Source organism: Bacillus sp. LR--39 (assembly GCF_053613335.1).
In genome coordinates this window covers 1-711 of the sequence record NZ_JBSIOT010000868.1, presented here as the reverse complement: position 1 = coordinate 711, position 711 = coordinate 1, and the positions used below count along the sequence as shown (strand labels likewise).

General features: G+C 47.7%; 1 protein-coding gene and 1 pseudogene. Both read right to left on the bottom strand.

The features are described from left to right. Nucleotides 1-214 (bottom strand): annotated as a pseudogene (locus tag ACWHAR_RS27115) (YbbR-like domain-containing protein); the annotation flags it as partial. After that, nucleotides 207-711, bottom strand: a 505-nt coding sequence (cdaA, locus tag ACWHAR_RS27110; RefSeq protein WP_452088437.1) for a diadenylate cyclase CdaA, incomplete at its 5' end; no start/stop codon positions are given. The pseudogene ACWHAR_RS27115 and the gene cdaA, both read right to left, overlap by 8 nt.

Sequence of the window (711 nt, the reverse complement as noted above, 5' to 3'; positions counted from 1 at the left end):
GCACGCCTGTTACGACGTAGTTTTCATCATCATAAAACGATTTGACCGGTATATCGGTGAGCGTCGCTTCGTCTGTTGTCGATGTCGGGAAAAACGATTCACCTGGTTTCTTCGGAGTCGGCGCCTGAGCGCTGTGGACCGCAAAGTAAAGAAGAAACGCGAACAATAACGCGACAACTTTGACAGCCCAGGGATTGTTTAAGAACTTATCCATTTTTCTTCGCCCTCCAATACCAGCGATTTGAGGAAGTTTCCCGCGAATTTTTCTTAAATTCCGCTTCAAGCATATTTTTCAATGCCTCTTCCGATAAATCACGGTGAAGGTCTCCGTTTTTGGCGACGCTGATGCCGCCCGTCTCTTCGGATACAACAACCGTCAGACTGTCGGTCACTTCACTGATTCCCACTGCTGCTCTGTGCCTCGTTCCAAGCTCTTTTGAAATAAAAGGGCTTTCAGAAAGCGGAAGGTAGCAGGCAGCTGCAGCAACCTCATCGTTTTTCATAATCACGGCTCCGTCATGAAGCGGAGTGTTCGGAATAAAGATGTTGATCAATAGCTCAGAGCTGACCTTTGCATTCAAAGGGATCCCCGTTTCTATGTAATCGCCCATTCCCGTCTCCCGTTCAATTGTCAGAAGCGCGCCAATCCGGCGTTTCGCCATATATTTAATCGCTTTTGTAATCGCATCAATCGTTTTCTGCTGCTGCTCT